The sequence below is a fragment of the Streptomyces sp. DT2A-34 genome (genome assembly GCF_030499515.1).
Classification (GTDB): Bacteria; Actinomycetota; Actinomycetes; order Streptomycetales; family Streptomycetaceae; genus Streptomyces.
This window is the reverse complement of record NZ_JASTWJ010000001.1, coordinates 5,692,915-5,709,802: the sequence shown is the minus strand read 5'-3', so window position 1 is coordinate 5,709,802 and position 16,888 is coordinate 5,692,915. Positions and strand designations below refer to the sequence as shown.

The following is a 16,888-nucleotide window of genomic DNA, read 5'->3' as shown; positions in this document are numbered from 1 at the left end:
GGACGCTCACCTGGTGGCCACCGTCCTGGTGTCCCGCCCCGACCGCAGCACGCGCCCCGGCACGGCCCCGGTCACCACGTCGTCCCGGATCGCCTCGACCCCGTTGACCCACACGGCCCGCACTCCGATCGCCTTGGAGTCCAGCCGCGGGCTGTCACCCGGCAGGTCGTGCACCAGGCTGGCCGTGCCGGCGTCGATCCGCTCCGGGTCGAAGAGCACCAGATCCGCATGGAAGCCCTCCTCCACCCGGCCCCGCTCACGCAGCCCGAACAACCGCGCCGGATCATCGGTCAGCATCTTCACCGCCTGCTCAAGGCCGACCAGCCGCCGCCCCCGCAGACAGTCCCCGAGGAACCGCGTCGTGTACGGCGCCCCGCACATCCGGTCCAGATGCGCCCCGGCGTCCGAGCCGCCCAGCAGCACGTCCTCGTGCTGCCAGGTCTCGGCGCGCAGGGACCAGGACGCGGGGTCGTTGTCGGTGGGCATGGGCCACAGGACCGTACGCAGATCGTCGGCGGCGCAGATCTCCACCAGGCACGGGAAGGGCTCCTGGCCGCGCTCCCGGGCGATGTCCTCCACGACCCGCCCGCTCAGCCCTCGGTTGGCCTCGCTGTAGGTGTCGCCGATGACGTACCGCCCGAAGTTCGTCAGCCGTCGGAAGACCCCCGCCTCCTTGGCGGTGGCGTGCCTGAGCAACTCGGCCTGTACGTCCGGTTCGCGCAGCTTGGCGATCCGCTCGGGCACGGGCAGCCCGAGGACCGGCCCCCACCCGGGGATGAGGTTCAGGGCGCAGAAGGTGCCCAGGGACATGTTCATCGGCGTGAGGATCGGCATGGTGAGGGCCACCACCCGGCCGCCCGCCTTCCGGGCCTGCTCACTCGCGAGCAGCTGCCGCGGCACCCGCTCCGGAACGGCCGAGTCGATGGTCAGCACGTTCCAGTTGAGCGGCCGTCCGGCGGCGGCGCTCATCTCCACGAACAGTTCGATCTCGGCGTCGCTGAACTGGTCCAGACACCCCGCGACGATCGCCTCGATCTGTGTCCCCTCGTGGTCACCGACCGCCCGCGACATCGCCAGCAACTCGTCCGGCTTCGCGTGCCGGGAGGCCACCGGCTTGCCGTCCCCGTCGGAGTGGCTCGACGACTGGGTGGTGGAGAAACCCCACGCACCGGCGTCCATGGCGTCGTGCAACAGCCGGACCATCTCGGCCAGCTGCTCCGCACTCGGCTGCCCGCCGATCGCCTCCGGCCCCATGACATACCGCCGCAGCGCACAATGCCCCACCATGAACCCCGCGTTGACGGCGATCCGCCCCTCAAGGGCATCCAGATACTCCCCGAAGGTCCGCCAACTCCAGGGCGCCCCCTCCTCCAGCGCGACCAGCGACATGCCCTCGACCTTGGACATCATGCGGCGCGTGTAGTCGGCGTCGTCCGGACGGGCCGGGTTCAAGGGGGCGAGGGTGAACCCACAGTTCCCGGCGGCGACGGTGGTCACCCCGTGGTTGAGGGAGGGGGTCGCGTACGGGTCCCAGAAGAGCTGGGCGTCGTAGTGGGTGTGGGGGTCGACGAATCCGGGGGCGAGGACGAGCCCGGTGGCGTCTTCGGTGGTGCGGGACTCCTCGGTGACGATGCCGATGACGGCGATGCGACCGTCCCGTATACCGACGTCGGCGGTGTGGGCGGGCGCGCCCGTCCCGTCGACGACGGTCGCGCCTTTGATGACGTGATCGAGCATGACGGTTCCTCCTTGAATTCCGGGTGCGGGCCGCGCCCTCAGGGGCGCGGGGAACCGCGCGACCAGCCCCCACGAACCCGCAGCCGCCAACGACGCTCAGGCACCCCTCCGGAACCGCGAAGTCCGATGAACAGGATCCGTGTCGATCTTCGGAATCACGTGCTCCCCGATCAACCGAATCGTCTGCAACGTCTCCTCCTTCGGCACCCCCACCGGCAACCCGAAGCTCAACTGATCGGCCCCCGCCTGCTCCCACCGCTTGCACTGCCGGAACACCTCATCCGGATCCCCGCAGATCAACAACTCCTCCTCGATCAGCAGCTCCACGAACTCCGGCGTGTACTCGGGCAACGTCTCCGGCCACACCGGGAACCCCTCGGGACGAGGAAACGTGTCGTGGTACCGGAACACCAGCGACGGCAGATAGTGCAACCCGCCCCGCACCGCGATCCCGATCGCCTCGGCATGCGTGGGCGCACAGATCGCCGTCGTCGTCACCATCACGTTGTCGTTGACGAAGTCACCGATGGGCTCGGCGTTCACGACCGCCGTCTTGTACTGCTCCAGAACCCACTCCATGTCGGCGACCTTCTGCACACTGAACCCGAGCACCCCGAGCCCCTTCTTCGCCGCCATGGCGTACGACGGCGGCGACCCGGCCGCGTACCACATCGCGGGGTGGGACTTCCCGTACGGCTTGGGGAGCACCTTGCGCGGCGGAAGCTGCCAGTGCTTGCCCTGGAACCCCTCGTACTCGTCCTGGAGCCACATCTTGGGGAACTCGGCGATGGTCTCCTCCCAGATCCCCTTCGTGTGGTTCATGTCGGTGATCCCCGGCAGAAACCCGAGGATCTCGTGCGACCCCGCCCCTCGCCCGCTGCCGAACTCGAAGCGGTTCTCGGTGAGATGGTCGAGCATGGCCACCTTCTCGGCGACCTTCACGGGGTGGTTGACCTGGGCGAGGGGATTGAAGATCCCGGAGCCCAGGTGGATCCGCTCGGTCGCATGGGCCAGATACCCGAGGAAGACGTCGTTCGCGGAGAGGTGCGAGTACTCCTCCAGGAAGTGGTGCTCGGACGCCCAGGCGTACTTGAAGCCGGACCGGTCCGCCTGGATGACGTACTCGGTCTCCTCCATCAGTGCCTTGTGCTCGGCGAGCGGGTCGGTCTCGGCGCGCTTGCCCACGTATCCCTGTACAAAGAGCCCGAATTCCAAGGAGGTTCACCGTCCCCAGTAGTTTCTGACGCTTCGTCAGATCGGCGGTATGCCGCCGACTGTGGCACCGGGCGCACGGATGGTCAATAGCTGACGGCCAGTCAGGCAACTGTCCTCGCCGGGGTCAGAGAACCGAGACGCCCGCCAACCATCCCCCGTCGATCACGAACGGCTGCCCGGTGATGTACGAGGAGTCCTCCGAGGTCAGGAACAGCGCGAGGCGCGCCACCTCCTCCGGCTTCCCGATCCGGCCGAGCGGCACGAGCTTGCGGTAGAGCCCGTCGAGCGCTCTCGACGTCTCCTCCGCGTCCGCTTCCGGATCCAGCAGCGACGGGTTGGACATCGCGGTGTCTATGGCGCCGGGACACATGGCGTTGACCCGGATGCCGCGGGGCGCCAGCTCCAGGGCGGCGACCCGGGTGAGGCCGAGGATGGCGTGCTTGGTGGCGGAGTACGTCCCCACGGCCGCCATGCCGGTCACCGCGGTGTACGAGGCCGTGTTGACGATCGTGCCGCCGTCGGCCATCTCCGGCGCGACGGTCTTGATGCCGAGGAAGCAGCCGACCTGGTTGACCCGTACGACCTGCATGAACTCGTCGAGGGGCGTGTCGACGAGGGAGTTGAAGCGCAGGATGCCGGCGTTGTTGACCAGCGCGTCGATATGGCCGTAGGCCCCGCGCGCGGCGGCGACGGCGGCCTGCCAGTCGGCTTCCCGGCCCACGTCCAGGTGGACGTACAGCGCACCGAGCTCCTCGGCGAGGGCCTCGCCCTGGTCGTCGAGCACATCGGCGACGACGACTCTCGCGCCCTCCGCCGCGAACAGCCGCGCCTCCTGCTCGCCCTGTCCGCGCGCCGCCCCGGTGACGATGACGACCCGTCCGTCGAGCTTGCCCATTACGGCCCCCTTCACACGGTGGACACCGTGGACACGGTGGACACGGTGGACTTCGCATCGTAGCGGCATACCTGACGGAGCGTCAGATGCAAGTCAGAGGCGCCACTGGGGCGTTGCTGAGGCGAATCTCACGTGACCCACAAGTAGGGATGTTTGACCCTGTCGGCGCCCGTCAAGGGAATCCAAAATCTTCGCCATGTCCAAGCGGAGACTGAAGAACAAGAAGATCAGGATCGTGGCGGTCGGATCGGCCCTCGTGACCGGCGGAGCCATCGCCACCGTGCTGCTGCCGTCGGCGAACGCCGCCGACGAGAAGACGCCCGAGCAGATCATGACCTTGTGCCAGCGGGCCAGGGTGCTCAATGGCAAGCAGCAGTCCATTTCTGATTTCGGCGGCCATCCGATCGCCGGACCGAGTTTCGCCTCCGACAACTGCGATTTCGTCGAGACGAAGTTCGAGACCTTCGACGGGCCGACCGAGAAGGCCTCCATCGACTTCCCGAACTGCGAACCGAACGCCACCGAACCGGCGAAGGTGTCGATCACCTGGTCGGCGACGGCGGCCCAGGGACGGGGCAAGTACACCGTCACGCAACAGGGCGGCGGCGGAGGGATCTTCGGAGCCCTGACCGGATCCTGGCTCAAGCACAAGGGCACCCTCGACATGACGGTGAAGTCCGCGACCGCGGGTGACACGGAACAGCGGGAAGTGCCGGTCGGCAAGGTGCTCCACATGGAGTTCACGCCGAAGACGCAGCGGATGACCGGCGAGTGGCGGGTACGCATCGACGCCCGTGAGGCGACGACCGTCACCAACCCCTCCCCCGAGCAGAACTTCGTGGCACCGGAGGTCGTCGAGGGCCCCGTCATCCTGCCGGGCGCGGCGGGTGCCCCCGGTGTCATGGACGGCACCTCCAAGGCCGTACTGACCGACTGCTGAACCCTTGACCCCCCACATTCCACAGGAGAGCCCCATGACACGCGCCGGCCGCACCAGAAGCCACCGGAGCAAGAAGAAGCGCATCACCCTCGTCCTGTCCCCGCTGGTCGCCGTCGCGGTGGCCGTTCCGCTGATGAACTCGGCGGGCGCCGCCACCCCCTCCGAAGTGACCGCCGACTGCTCGGCGGACTCCGACAAGCTCGAGAACTGCGCGTTCGTCGATGTCCAGTTCAAACGGGACAACCTCGGGCCCAATCAACGGGTCTCCACGGTGAGCGACAACTGCGGATCGACGGGCACCGCCTCGAAGACCTTCGACGTGAGCGCGTCCGTCACCAGGACCATCCAGCTAGAGGACGGATTCACCGCGGAAGCCGGCACGAAGCTCGCCAATTCCGTCTTCGAGATCGGCGTGAAGTTCAGCACCTCGGAAATCAACATCACGCGTGACGACAAGACGACCACCCTGGCGTTCAGCAGGACGGACACCGTACAGGCGGACAGCATCGCCTTCTTCATGTGGTCCGCGAAACGCACGGACGTGAGTGGCTTCCTACGAGCCACGTACAAGGAGGCGCAGGACGGCCAGAAGGTGTTCTTCTCCCCGAGCGAGGGCGCCACGGGCGTACACGTCTTCTATCCGCAGGTCCTGAAGAACGGCACCCCCGACGGCCGCCTCTGGCTGCGCAATGTGAGGTGCGGAACCCCCGAGGCGGCAGGGCTGCGGAATTCCACGCGCGCCCTCAGGTCGGAACCGGGATTCGGTGCGGCCGGCGAGAACGTCACCGACGTCGAAATCCCGCTGTCGGAGGTTCCGGCACCGTAATCCACGGTTGCCGGTTCTCAGGTGCGAAGCACGGGCGTGGCTCCCAGCCAGCGCAGGACCGCGTCCGTGCTGCCGCGTGCGTCCAGCTTGGCGTAGATGTTGCTGAGGTTGTTGCGGACGGTCTTCTCGCTCAGCCGTAATCGCAGCCCGATCTCCTGGGCGCCCAGGCCGGTCGACAGCAGCTCCATGATCTGCCGCTCACGCGGCGAGAGCAGCGACCGCAGCCGCTCCATGGCCTCCCCGCCGGTGGGCATCCGCCGCGCCCCTTCGCGCAGGGCGGCGCAGGCCGCCGGGGAGAGGTACGTGTGCCCGACGGTGGCCCCGACGACGGCCGAGGAGAGCATGCAGGTGCAGTAGTCGCCCTCGACCAGATAGCCCGCTCCGCCGCGGAACACCTCGACGATGGTCTCGGTGTCGCGGCGCGGGCTGATGACGATCACCGGGACGTCGGCGGCCCACAGCTCCCGCAGGGCCGCCGAGGGGTCCTCGCAGCGCAGGATCACGACGTCCGCGTCCGCCCGCGCCGCCTCGAAGGGCGCGGCCGGCCGCACCACCCGCCCGACGTACGGGTCGTCCGGAGCCGGCCAGTCGGGATGCGGCCAGGCATCCTCGGGGCAGGCGAGGGCGACGGTGAGTTTCCGGGAAGCGCGCACGTCGTTGTGTCCTTCCGCCGAAGCCGTACATCAACGTCAGTACGTCGGTACATACGGCGGTCGGCGTGGACATGTTCAAGCTTTCAAGGAGCGCACGGTATCGGCCCGGCTACAGCAGCGGCGCCACCTCCGTCCCGAACGCCTCGATCTGGTCGGTGAGTTCGGCCCGGCTGCGGCACCGGATCCGCACCTGGACCTGGTGCACGCCCATGGCCCGGTAGGCCCGCAGCGACTCGGCCAGCTCCTCGGCGTCCTTGGCGACGGTCCGGCGTCCGACGTCCCAGCCGGGCTTGCCGACGTACAGGGGCTCGGTGATGGCACCGATGACGAACGGCCCCTCGACGGCCGCCTCCTCCCGCAGCCGCCGTATCCGGGCGATCTGCGCGGGCAGCCGTTCCCGCGGATCCCCCTGCGGCAGCCACCCGTCCCCCTTCAGGGCGGCCCGGCGCACCGCGGCCGGGGAGGACCCGCCGACCCACACCGGGACCTGCTCCTGGGCGGGACGCGGTCGCTGGCCGAGCCCCTCGAAGTCGTAGAGCCTGCCGTGGTGTTCGGGGAACTCGTCGGGCCCGAGCGCGGCTCGCAGCGCGTCGATCGACTCGTCCAGCGCGGACCCGCGCCGCTCGAAGTCGACCCCCAGCGCCTCGAATTCCTCCCGCACATGCCCGGCCCCCACCCCGAGGATCAGGCGGCCGTTCGACAGGTGATCGAGGGTCGCGAACTGCTTGGCGGTCAGGAGCGGATGCCGCAGCCCTACGACCGCGACATGGCTGAGCAGCCGTATGCGCCCGGTGGCCGCCGCGAGGAAGGCGAGGGTGGCGACGGGGTCGTACCAGACCGTGCTCATCGCGGACGCGAGGCGGCGCGGGATGGCGACGTGGTCGCAGCTCGCGAGGTAGGCGAAGCCGGCGCGGTCGGCGGTGCGGGCGACGGCGAGCAGGTCCTCGGGCCCGGCGTCGGCCTCCCACGTCTCGGCGTAGATCGTGCTCTGCGACTGGACGGGGAGCTGGATGCCGTACCGGAGACTCACCGGGCACCGCCGCCGCCCGGCCAGAGCCCGTCGTCCGTCAGGCCCAGCAGCTCGATGGCGTTGCGCCGCACGATCCGCTCGACCACGTCCGCGTCCAGGTGCCCCATCTGCGCCTCGCCGACCTCGCGGGACTTGGGCCAGGTGGAGTCGGAGTGCGGGTAGTCGGTCTCGTACAGGACGTTGCCGACGCCGATCGCGTCCAGGTTCCTGAGCCCGAAGGCGTCGTCGAAGAAGCAGCCGTAGACGTGGTCGGCGAACAGCTCGGACGGCGGCCGGTGCACCTTGTCGGCGACCCCGCCCCAGCCCCGGTTCTCCTCCCACACCACATCCGCGCGCTCCAGGATGTACGGGATCCAGCCGATCTGGCCCTCCGCGTACATGACCTTGAGGTGGGGGAAGCGCTCGAACTTGCCGCTCATCAGCCAGTCGACCATCGAGAAGCAGCAGTTGGCGAAGGTGATGGTGGAGCCGACGGCGGGCGGCGCGTCGGCGGAGGTGGAGGGCATACGGCTCGACGAACCGATGTGCATGGCGACCACCGTGCCGGTCTCGTCGCACGCGGCGAGGAAGGGGTCCCAGTCGTCGGTGTGGACGGACGGGAGCCCGAGGTGCGGGGGGATCTCGGAGAAGGCGACGGCACGGACGCCGCGGGCGGCATTACGGCGGACTTCGGCGGCGGCCAGCTCGGCGTCCCAGAGGGGGATGAGGGTGAGAGGTATGAGCCGCCCTCGCGCGCTCGGCCCGCACCACTCCTCCACCATCCAGTCGTTGTAGGCCCGCACGCACAGCAGCCCCAGCTCGTGGTCGGCCGCCTCGGTGAAGGTCTGGCCGCAGAAGCGGGGGAAGGTCGGGAAGCAGAGGGCGGACTGGACGTGGTTGACGTCCATGTCGGCGAGGCGGGCGGGGACGTCGTACGACCCCGGGCGCATCTGCTCGTAGGTGATGACCTCCAGCTTGATCTCGTCCCTGCTGTAGCCGACGGCGGTGTCGAGGCGGGTGATCGGCCGGTGCAGATCCTCGTACACCCACCAGTCGCCGATGGGCCCGTCGTCGCCCGGCCGGCCCATGACGGGCTTGAACCGGCCGCCGAGGAAGGTCATTTCCTTCAGTGGCGCGCGGACGATGCGCGGACCGGTGTCGAGGTACTTCTTCGGAAGCCGGTCCTGCCAGACGGTGGGCGGCTCGACCGTGTGGTCGTCGACGGAGATGATCAGCGGAAACGCGGTCTCGGTGTCCATGTCCGTCACGGTAGCGCCGATCTGACGGTCCGTCAGCTACGCGGGAGTGGGCTCCGCCGTGCGAAGAGCACGTGAGGGCCTTGTGATATCCCGCGTGCCTGCCTGTGATCAGCCGCTCCACAGCTGACGCATCTGCCGGAACAAGGCAAACTGGCGGGGATGTAAACAGGTCCTAGGGGGACTGCGATGGACGGGGTACCGCGAGTGCCGGAGCAGAGGCGTCCCGGCTCCTCGACAGATACGGCGGGGCCGGCGGCGGCGCTGCGCTTCAGCGTGCTCGGCCCCGTACGCGCCTGGCGCGGCGAGGAACAGCTCCCCACCGGTTCCCCCCAGCAACGCGCCCTGCTCGCGGCCCTGCTGCTGCGCGAGGGCCGTACGGCCACCGCGGCGGAACTGATCGACGCCCTGTGGGGCGAGGAACCGCCCTCGCAGGCACTGGCGGCGCTGCGGACGTACGCCTCCCGGCTGCGCAAGGTGCTGGACCCCGGGGTCCTGGTGAGCGAGTCGGGCGGCTACGCGGTGCGGGGCCTGGCCGAGGGCGCGCTGGACCTGGCGGTGGCGCAGGACCTGGCGACGGAGGGGGAGAAGGCCAGGAACGCCGGGGATCTGCGCCATGCGCGCAAGGTGCTGGGGCGGGCGCTGGCCCTGTGGGACGGGGAGGTGCTGGCGGGAGTCCCCGGGCCGTACGCGGAGGCCCAGCGGGTCCGCCTGGAGGAGTGGCGCCTCCAGCTCCTCGAATCCCGCCTGGACATGGACCTGGAGCAGGGCTGCCATGCGGAGGCGGTGTCGGAGCTGACGGCACTGACGGCGGCACACCCGCTCCGGGAGCGGCTGCGGGAGCTGCTGATGCTGGCGCTGTACCGCAGCGGGCGTCAGGCGGAGGCGCTGGCGGTGTACGCGGACACGCGGCGCCTGCTGGCGGACGAGCTGGGCGTGGACCCGCGCCCGGGCCTGAAGGAGCTCCAGCAGCGGATCCTGCGGGCGGACTCCGGCCTCGCGGCGCCCTCGGCGCCGGTCGCCGAGCCGCCGACGGCCCCGGTGCGCCCCGCCCAACTCCCCGCGACGGTCCCTGATTTCACGGGCCGTGCCGCCTTCGTCTCGGAGCTGAGCGACGTCCTCGCCTCGGCCGAGGGCCGGGTGATGGCGGTGTCGGCGGTGGCGGGCATCGGCGGCGTCGGCAAGACGACGCTGGCCGTACACGTGGCCCACCAGGCTCGGGGCGCCTTCCCCGACGGGCAGCTCTACGTCGACCTCCAGGGCGCGGGCGCGCGGGCGGCCGAGCCGGAGACGGTACTGGGCTCGTTCCTGCGCGCCCTGGGCACGGCCGACTCGGCGATCCCGGACTCGCTGGAGGAGCGGGCGGCGCTGTACCGGTCCGTGCTGGACGGCCGCCGGGTCCTGGTCCTGCTGGACAACGCCAGGGACGCGGCCCAGGTCCGCCCGCTGCTGCCGGGCATGGAGGGCTGCGCGGCGCTGGTGACGTCCCGGGTCCGCATGGTCGACCTGGCGGGTGCCCACCTGGTCGACCTGGACGTGATGTCGCCGGACGAGGCGTTGCAGCTGTTCACGAAGATCGTGGGCGAGGAACGGGTGGCGTCCGAACGCGAGGCGGCCCTCGACGTGGTCGCGGCGTGCGGCTTCCTGCCGCTGGCGATCCGCATCGCGGCGTCCCGCCTGGCGGCCCGCCGCACCTGGACGGTCTCGGTCCTCGCCGCCAAGCTCGCCGACGAACGGCGCCGGCTGGACGAGCTCCAGGCCGGCGACCTGGCCGTGAAGGCGACCTTCGAGCTGGGCTACGGCGCCCTGGACGCCGCCCAGGCACGGGCGTTCCGCCTGCTGGGCCTGGCGGACGGCCCGGACATCTCGCTGGCGGCGGCAGCGGCCGTACTGGATCTGCCGCCGGAGGAGACGGAGGACCTGCTGGAGTCCCTCGTCGACACGTCGCTGCTGGAGTCGGCGGCGCCCGGCCGCTACCGGTACCACGACCTGGTACGGCTCTACGCGCGTGCGTGCGCGGAGCGGGACGAGTGGCCGCCGAGCGAGCAGGATGCGGCGCTGTCGCGGTTGCTGGACTTCTATCTGGCCACGGCAGCAGGCGTGTACGCGATCGAGCGGCCGGGGGACCGGCTGGTGGACCACCTGGCGGCCACCACATATCCGGCCAGGACATTCCACTCCCGCACAGACGCGCGGGACTGGCTCTACACCGAGGCGAACTGCCTGCTGTCCTTCGCCCGCCAGTGCGCCGACCGCCCGCAGGCCCTGCGCCGCGCCATCGACCTGCTGTGGGCCGCCGTCGACATCTCGGAGTCGGGGGCCAACTCCAAGGAGTACGAGGCCACGGCGCGGACCCTGATGGAGGCCGCCCGGCAGATCGGCGTGGAGCAGGTCGAGGCCCGTGCGCTCATGACCTTGTCCCACGCACACCTCGACAGCGGCCGGTTCGACCTGGCCGACCAGGAGGCCGAACAGCTCATCAGCCTCGCCCACCGGGCCGACGACCTCCTGCCCGTCTGCTGGGCCCACAACGCCCTCGGGGTCATCGCGCTGTACCAGGGACGCAACGCGGACGGCGAGGAGCACCTCTCCCACGCCATCAGGCACTTCCGCACCCTGGTCGACCGCCCGGGTGAGGCCAGCGCACTGTGCAACCTCTCCCGGATCCACCTGGCGACCGGCCGCACACAGAGCGCCGTGTCCCTCGCCCAGGAGGGCATGGAGATCTACGACGCCATGGGCAACTCCATGCGCGGCGCGAACGGCCGCTACGCCCTGGGCATGGCTCTCACCCAGAGCGGACAGCTCGGTCCCGCGGCCGACCGGCTCCTCGAAGCCCTGGAGGTCTTCCGCGACAGCCGCCAGCGCCTGTGGGAGGGCATGACCCTGTTCCGCCTGGCGGAGGTCGACATCGCCGCGCGCCGCTACGCCCAGGCGGCGGCGAACGCCGAGATGGCCCTGACCGTGCTGCGCGGCATCGGCGGGGAATGGCGGCGCGGCAACGTCCTCACGGTGCTCGGCCACGCCCTGACCGCCGTCGGCCACACGGGGCGCGCCCGGGTCTGCTGGGAGGAAGCCGTCTCCATCTACGACGAGTTGGGCTCGCCGGAGGCCGCCACCGTGCGGGCGCTGCTGGCTCCCGCCCGGGCAGTCTGAGCGGGCCCGCCGCGGCGTTCATCGTTCGTTTATCGCCGGGTTCCATCCTCTAGGCAGTCGATCCGTCGCGTCGGGGGGCAGACGGGTCGAGGAAGAGGGCCACACATCAGCGGTTTAAGGTGAACGGCCCAACGGCCCGTCCGGCCATCCTCGGGGGAGTGACCGGACGGGCCTTGCCCAACCTACTGCCGGACAAGACCAGTGGAGAGCAACGATCATGAGTGACGAGCAGGTCGTCAAGCTGGAGGACATCCACGCCACCTCGGAGCCCGCCGACACCGCGGCCGCCGACACGAAGGCGACGGACGGGGGCGCCACCACTCAGGGTGACATCCACGCCACCGAGGAGCCTCTCGAGACGAAGGACATCCACGCCACGTCGGAGCCCTTCAAGCCGACGAAGTAACCCTCACCCCACGGGGATCGGCCGCGGCGGCGCGGAGGGGAGGCCGCCGCGGCCGCCGTGCGTCATGGCGGAGACCCCTACGAGGTCACTCTCCCCGGCCGCTGCCCCCACCCGGCTCAAGCGACCCCGGCATGGCCCACAACGCGTCGGCGCGCCGGCCTAGTTGCCCCGCAGCTCGCCCTTGAGGACCTTGCCGCTCGCGTTCCGCGGCAGTTCCCCCAGGAACTCCACCCACCGCGGCACCTTGTAGTTGGCCATCTCCCGCCGTGCCCACGCGATCAGGTCGTCCCCCGTCAGTACCGCCCCCGGCCGCCGTACCACGTACGCCTTGCCGACCTCCCCCAGCCGCGCGTCCGGTACGCCGATCACCGCCACGTCCGCGACCTCGGGGTGGAGGCCCAGCAGCTGCTCGATCTCCGCGGGGTACGCGTTGAAGCCGCCGACGATGAACATGTCCTTGATGCGGTCGGTGATGCGCAGGTTCCCGGCGGAGTCCAGGACGCCCACGTCGCCCGTCCGCAGCCAGCCGTCCGGCGTCAGTACCTCCGCCGTGGCCGTCTCGTCCTCGTAGTAGCCCCGCATGACGTTGAAGCCCCGCACCAGGACCTCGCCGGGCTCGCCGGGCGGGGCCTCGACCCGGATCTCCGTGCCCGGTATCGCCCGCCCGGACGTCGACGCGATCACCGTCGGATCGTCGCCGCGCCGGCACATCGTCACGATGCCGCTGGCCTCCGAGAGGCCGTACGCCGTCAGGACCGTCTCCACGCCCAGTTCCCCGCGCAGGCGTTCCACCAGGCGCAACGGAACCACCGCCGCGCCGGTCACCACCAGCCGGAGCGCGGAGAGGTCGTGCGACGCCCTCGCCGGGTGGTCCAGGAGCGACTGGTGGAGGGTGGGTGGGCCCGGGAGGACCGAGACCCGTTCCGCCGCGATGTTCGCCAGGGCCGTACCGACGTTGAAGACGGGCTGGGGGATCATCGTCGCGCCCCGCATCAGGCAGGCGATCACGCCGGCCTTGTAGCCGAAGGTGTGGAAGAAGGGGTTGACGATCAGGTAGCGGTCGCCCTGGCGGAGGCCCGCGAGGTCGCTCCATACCTCGTAGGCGCGCAGCGTCTGGGCATGGGTGATCACCGCGCCCTTCGGGCGGCCCGTCGTGCCGGACGTGAAGACGATGTCCGACGGCCAGGAGCCCTCCACCGCCCCCGCGCGCGCCCGCACCTCCGCCTCGCCGACCCGGTCCCCGCTCGCCAGGAAGTCCTTCCAGGTGCGGTAGTCCGCCGGGGCGTCGTCCGACAGCACGACCACCTGTTCCAGCTCCGGCAGCCCCGGCCCCTCCGCGACCGCCCTGCGCAGCGACGCCACGTACGAGGTGCCCAGGAAGGTGCCGGTCACGAAGAGCAGCCGGGCCCCGCTGCGGCGCAGTACGTCCGCGGCCTCCGTGCCCTTGAAGCGGGTGTTCACCGGCACCAGCACCGCCCCCGCCGACACCGCGCCCAGCGCCGCCACGATCCAGTCGAGCGTGTTCGGGGCCCAGATGGCGACGCGGTCGCCCGGCGTGATGCCGTTCGCGATGCAGGCCGCCGTCGACCGTTCGACGCGGGCGCCGAGTTCGCCGTACGAGATCCGGGTCCGGCCCTCCACCACCGCCTCGGTGTCCGCGTACCGCTCGGCCGCCCGGCGGACCAGTTCCGGGATGCTCTGCCACTCCATGAACCCGCCTCCCCGAACCCCGGACCCCCAACAGCTGACTACCCGTCAGATTAGCTGTAACCTGACGCCCTGTCAGCAGCCCGTCCGCAGCGCGGAGGTGTGCACATGGCCGGACTCAAGGACGCGACCGCGATCGTCGGCATAGGGCAGACGCCCTTCGCCAAACACCTCCCTGAGGACGAGCGAACCCTCGCCTGCCGCGCCGTCCTCACCGCCCTCGACGACGCCGGCATCGCCCCGGGCGAGGTCGACGCGCTGGCCAGCTACACCATGGAGGAGACGGACGAGGTCGAGCTGGCGAAGGCCGTCGGGTTCGGGGACCTCACCTTCTTCAGCAAGGTGGGGTACGGCGGTGGCGGTTCGTGTGCCACCGTCGCGCATCTCGCCGCCGCCATCGCCACCGGGCAGGCGACGGTCGGTGTCGCCTGGCGGTCGCGGAAGCGGGGAAGCGGACCCCGGCCCTGGCGCGACACCGCCGCCCAACTGCCCACACCCGCCCAGTGGACCCGGCCGTACGGCCTGCTGCGCCCCGTGGACGAGATCGCCATGCTCGCCCGCCGCTACATGCACGAGTACGGCGCCACCCGGGATCACCTGTTCAACGTCGCCCTCGCCTGCCGGAACCGGGCCAACCAGAACCCGGCCGCGGTGATGTACGAACGGCCCCTGACCCGCGAGATGTACATGACCTCCCGGTGGATCAGCGAGCCCCTCTGCCTCTTCGACAACTGCCTGGAGACGGACGGCGCATTGGCGTGCGTGATCGTCAGCCGCGAGCGCGCCCGGGACTGCCGCCACACCCCCGTCTACGTCCACGCCGCCGCCCAGGGCCTGCCCGCCCAGCACCACGGCATGGTCAACTACTGGAACGACGACCCGCTCACCGGACCGGCCTGGACCGCCGCCCGGCATCTGTGGAAGCACGCCGACTTCACTCCACAGGATGTGGACGTCGCCCAGATCTACGACGCGTTCACGGCTCTCATACCCCTCTCTCTGGAGGGGTACGGGTTCTGCGGGCGGGGTGAGGGCGGGGCGTTCACGGAAGGGGGCGCCCTGGAGATCGGCGGGGCGCTGCCGGTCAACACCGGGGGCGGCGGGCTCAGCGAGGCCTACGTCCACGGGTTCAACCTCATCAACGAGGGCGTCAAGCAGCTCCGCGGCACCAGCACCGCCCAGGTCCCCGGCGCCGCCACCTGTCTCGTCACCGCCGGCGAAGGCGTCCCCACCTCCGCGCTGCTCCTGAGGAGTTGATCAAGGATGCTCTCCCCCGTCACCGACCCCGACGGCGCCCCCTTCTGGCAGTACGCCGCCCAGGGCGAGCTCCGCGTCCAGACCTGCGCCGACTGCCGCGAACCCCGCTTCCCGCCCCGCCCCTGCTGCCCGCACTGCCAGTCCTTCGCGAGCGAGTGGCGGCAGGTCGGCGGGCACGGCCGTATCTGGTCGTACGTCGTCCCGCACCCGCCCCTCCTGCCCGACTACGCCGAGCAGGCGCCGTACAACGTCGTCGTCGTCGAACTCACCGACCTCCCCCGCATACGCCTGGTCGGCAACCTCGTCACCGGCCCCGACGCGCCCCTCAACTCCCTTGCCCCGGACCGGATCCGCATCGGCGCCAAGGTCCACGCCGTGTTCAGCGGCAGCGGGCTGCCCCAGTGGGTCCTGGAGCGACCGTGAGCCTCACGGTCACGAGCGACAAGAACACCGGCGTCGCCGTCGTCGCCCTCGACCGGCCCGAGCGTCTCAACGCCATCGACCTCGAACTGAGGGACCAACTGGTCGGCTGCTGGCGGGAGTTACGGTTCGACGACGCCGTGCGGGCCGTCGTTCTCACCGGTGCCGGGGAGCGGGCCTTCTGTACGGGGCTGGACCGGGAGGCCGTGGTGCCGCAGCCCAACTCGCCGTACATGACGGACGATCCGCTCCTGCGGGTCGGGCCCAAGGCCAACGACCTGTGGAAGCCGGTCGTCGCCGCCGTGCGGGGCATGGCCTGCGGGGGCGCCTTCTACCTCCTCGGCGAGGCGGACTTCATCGTCGCCGACCCGACCGCCACCTTCTTCGACCCGCACACGACGTACGGCATGGTCAGCGCCTACGAGTCCGCCCTCATGGCCCTGCGGATGCCGTACGGCGAGGTCGCGCGGATGATGCTCATGGGGAGCGCGGAGAGGCTCTCGGCCCGGCGGGCCCACGACATCGGGCTCGTCTCCGAACTCACCGAGCCCGGCGAGGCGTTGGCGGCCGCCGTCGACCGCGCCACCGTCATCGCCGGGTATCCGGCGGAGGGCGTGCAGGGGACCGTACGGGCGTTGTGGGCGGCCAGGGAGGCCGCGCTCGCCCACGCCTTCGCGCAGGCGCCGCATCTGATCGCGCTGGGGAACCTGCCGGGCGAGCGGCAGGCGGAGCTGTTCGCCGCCCGCCGCCCCGGGTTCAGGACACGGTGACCTAGTACGAGTCGGACATACGCAGCGCGTCGCTCAGCTCGCAGCGGACACCGCCGGAGGCGGACTGCGGGACAGCGACGTCGGTGGTCTCGGTGGCGCCGGCGTCGACCGTCAAGATCCCGGAGCTGGTGGTGTGCAACTCCTTGCCGGCCGGGTCCTTGAAGGTGACGGTGAAGGAGTAGGAGTACGTCGTGGTCGCACTGCTGTTGGTGGCGCGGACGCGCGCGACGAGCCCCTGGGCCGCGTCGTACTCGCACTTCTCGATCTTCAGGTCGTCGGTGTCCTCCGCGGCCGGCACCTGGCTTTCCTCCGCACCGCCGCCGGACGACGAGCCCGTGTCGTAGTCGTCGTCATCGTCGTAGTGGGTGCTGCCGCCCGAACTGCTCGACGAGCTGTGGGAGCTCGAGCTGTCGTCGCAGCCACCACCGTGGGAGCGCCGGGCTCCGGTCAGGGCGACCACCACGCAGACGGACACGGCCACAGCGCGCGCATGGCGAAGCTTCACGTTGTTCAACCCCCGGAAAATGTTGCGCAACCCCGCTGTACTGATCGTGAGCACGTCACGCTAGCAGCGCCGCATGGCGGGGACCGCTCACCGGGCGTAGCGTCTTGTGTGAGAGCGGTGAAGAAAGCCCCCGCAG

15 protein-coding genes are annotated in these 16,888 nt (G+C 70.6%); 7 read left to right on the top strand and 8 right to left on the bottom strand.

Annotated elements, in window-relative coordinates:
- Positions 1-6: 6 nt before the first annotated feature.
- From QQM39_RS25555 to QQM39_RS25545, 3 genes are all read right to left on the bottom strand, one after another.
- Positions 7-1,737 (bottom strand): amidohydrolase family protein, encoded by a 1,731-nt coding sequence (locus QQM39_RS25555; protein WP_301999867.1) that lies wholly within the window; start codon positions 1,735-1,737, stop codon positions 7-9.
- 96 nt (positions 1,738-1,833) lie between these two features.
- Positions 1,834-2,952, bottom strand: coding sequence for an LLM class flavin-dependent oxidoreductase (locus QQM39_RS25550; RefSeq protein WP_367669087.1), 1,119 nt, complete (start codon positions 2,950-2,952; stop codon positions 1,834-1,836).
- Between the two features lie 124 nt (positions 2,953-3,076).
- On the bottom strand, positions 3,077-3,847 hold the full coding sequence (locus tag QQM39_RS25545; protein WP_301999865.1) for an SDR family NAD(P)-dependent oxidoreductase: 771 nt from the start codon (positions 3,845-3,847) through the stop codon (positions 3,077-3,079).
- A gap of 196 nt (positions 3,848-4,043) precedes the next feature.
- Here QQM39_RS25545 and QQM39_RS25540 point away from each other — a divergent pair, with 196 nt between their 5' ends.
- Positions 4,044-4,787 carry a hypothetical protein gene (locus QQM39_RS25540; RefSeq protein WP_301999864.1) on the top strand — a complete coding sequence of 248 codons (744 nt, stop codon included), beginning with the start codon at positions 4,044-4,046 and terminating at the stop codon, positions 4,785-4,787.
- Positions 4,788-4,821: 34 nt separating this feature from the next.
- Positions 4,822-5,613 carry a hypothetical protein gene (locus tag QQM39_RS25535; protein WP_301999863.1) on the top strand — a complete coding sequence of 264 codons (792 nt, stop codon included), beginning with the start codon at positions 4,822-4,824 and terminating at the stop codon, positions 5,611-5,613.
- Positions 5,614-5,630: 17 nt separating this feature from the next.
- Here the strand turns inward: QQM39_RS25535 and QQM39_RS25530 are convergent, their stop codons facing one another.
- From QQM39_RS25530 to QQM39_RS25520, 3 genes are all read right to left on the bottom strand, one after another.
- On the bottom strand, positions 5,631-6,266 hold the full coding sequence (locus QQM39_RS25530; RefSeq protein ID WP_301999862.1) for a response regulator transcription factor: 636 nt from the start codon (positions 6,264-6,266) through the stop codon (positions 5,631-5,633).
- A gap of 109 nt (positions 6,267-6,375) precedes the next feature.
- The gene (locus tag QQM39_RS25525) at positions 6,376-7,296 is read right to left on the bottom strand and encodes a TIGR03619 family F420-dependent LLM class oxidoreductase (RefSeq protein WP_301999861.1); all 921 of its coding nucleotides are present in this window, start codon (positions 7,294-7,296) and stop codon (positions 6,376-6,378) included.
- Positions 7,293-8,534, bottom strand: a complete 1,242-nt coding sequence (locus QQM39_RS25520; RefSeq protein ID WP_301999860.1) for an amidohydrolase family protein — start codon at positions 8,532-8,534, stop codon at positions 7,293-7,295. Before QQM39_RS25520 ends, QQM39_RS25525 begins: the two co-directional genes overlap by 4 nt.
- Positions 8,535-8,720: 186 nt before the next feature.
- Between QQM39_RS25520 and QQM39_RS25515 the strand changes: the two genes are divergently transcribed.
- Together QQM39_RS25515 and QQM39_RS25510 are read left to right on the top strand one after the other, a co-directional pair.
- Positions 8,721-11,687: a BTAD domain-containing putative transcriptional regulator gene (locus QQM39_RS25515; protein WP_301999859.1), complete on the top strand. Its 2,967-nt coding sequence runs from the start codon at positions 8,721-8,723 to the stop codon at positions 11,685-11,687.
- 217 nt (positions 11,688-11,904) lie between these two features.
- On the top strand, positions 11,905-12,093 hold the full coding sequence (locus QQM39_RS25510) for a hypothetical protein (RefSeq protein WP_301999858.1): 189 nt from the start codon (positions 11,905-11,907) through the stop codon (positions 12,091-12,093).
- 159 nt (positions 12,094-12,252) lie between these two features.
- Here QQM39_RS25510 and QQM39_RS25505 read toward each other — a convergent pair whose 3' ends face one another.
- Entirely contained in the window at positions 12,253-13,803 is a 1,551-nt protein-coding gene (locus QQM39_RS25505; RefSeq protein WP_301999857.1) for a FadD3 family acyl-CoA ligase, read from the bottom strand.
- 105 nt (positions 13,804-13,908) lie between these two features.
- Here QQM39_RS25505 and QQM39_RS25500 point away from each other — a divergent pair, with 105 nt between their 5' ends.
- Genes QQM39_RS25500 through QQM39_RS25490 form a run of 3 tightly spaced genes read left to right on the top strand, consistent with a single transcriptional unit; the run spans position 13,909 to position 16,247 of the window.
- A complete protein-coding gene (locus tag QQM39_RS25500; protein WP_301999856.1) occupies positions 13,909-15,057 on the top strand; it encodes a lipid-transfer protein in 1,149 nt (382 codons plus the stop codon).
- 6 nt (positions 15,058-15,063) lie between these two features.
- Positions 15,064-15,480 carry a Zn-ribbon domain-containing OB-fold protein gene (locus tag QQM39_RS25495; RefSeq protein WP_301999855.1) on the top strand — a complete coding sequence of 139 codons (417 nt, stop codon included), beginning with the start codon at positions 15,064-15,066 and terminating at the stop codon, positions 15,478-15,480.
- Positions 15,477-16,247 (top strand): enoyl-CoA hydratase/isomerase family protein, encoded by a 771-nt coding sequence (locus tag QQM39_RS25490; protein ID WP_301999854.1) that lies wholly within the window; start codon positions 15,477-15,479, stop codon positions 16,245-16,247. The genes QQM39_RS25495 and QQM39_RS25490 overlap by 4 nt, the downstream gene beginning before the upstream one ends.
- A 1-nt stretch (position 16,248) precedes the next feature.
- Here QQM39_RS25490 and QQM39_RS25485 read toward each other — a convergent pair whose 3' ends face one another.
- Positions 16,249-16,752: a hypothetical protein gene (locus tag QQM39_RS25485; protein WP_301999853.1), complete on the bottom strand. Its 504-nt coding sequence runs from the start codon at positions 16,750-16,752 to the stop codon at positions 16,249-16,251.
- Positions 16,753-16,888 lie beyond the last annotated feature (136 nt).